1 protein-coding gene is annotated in these 468 nt (G+C 72.6%); it reads right to left on the reverse strand.

Annotated features, from left to right (window positions below):
- Positions 1–468, reverse strand: a 468-nt coding sequence (locus tag GQ57_RS38035) for an autotransporter-associated beta strand repeat-containing protein (RefSeq protein ID WP_034200634.1), incomplete at both ends; no start/stop codon positions are given.

Genomic DNA, 468 nt, shown 5'->3' on the forward strand with positions numbered 1-468 from the left:
CCCGCCGCGCTGAGATCGAGCGTCGCACTCGTACCCGTCAGGCTCACCGCGCCGCCCGTCGCGAGACTGCCGCCCGCGCCCAGCGCCAGCGTACCGCCCGCCACCGTCGTGCCGCCCGTGTAGGTGTTCGCGCCCGTCAGCGTCTCCGTGCCCGTGCCGGCCTTCGTGATCCCGCCCGTGCCGCTGATCGCGCCGCCGAACGTGCCGTTCGCGGTGCCGCCCAGCGTCAGCGAATTGCCGCCGAGCGTCACGTTCGAACCCGCCGCGCCGATCAGCGTGCCGATCGCCTGGTTCGCGCCGGAACCGCTGATGTCGAACGTCGTGCCCGTATTCGCGAGATTCACCGTGCCCGTCGACGCCAGACTCCCGCCCGCGCCCAGCACCAGCGCGCCCGCGTTGACCGTCGTGCCGCCCGTGTACGTATTCGCGCCCGTCAGCGTTTCCGTGCCCGCGCCCTGCTTCGTGATT

The sequence above is a fragment of the Burkholderia sp. MSh2 genome, from assembly GCF_000731655.1.
Classification (GTDB): domain Bacteria; phylum Pseudomonadota; class Gammaproteobacteria; order Burkholderiales; family Burkholderiaceae; genus Burkholderia; species Burkholderia paludis.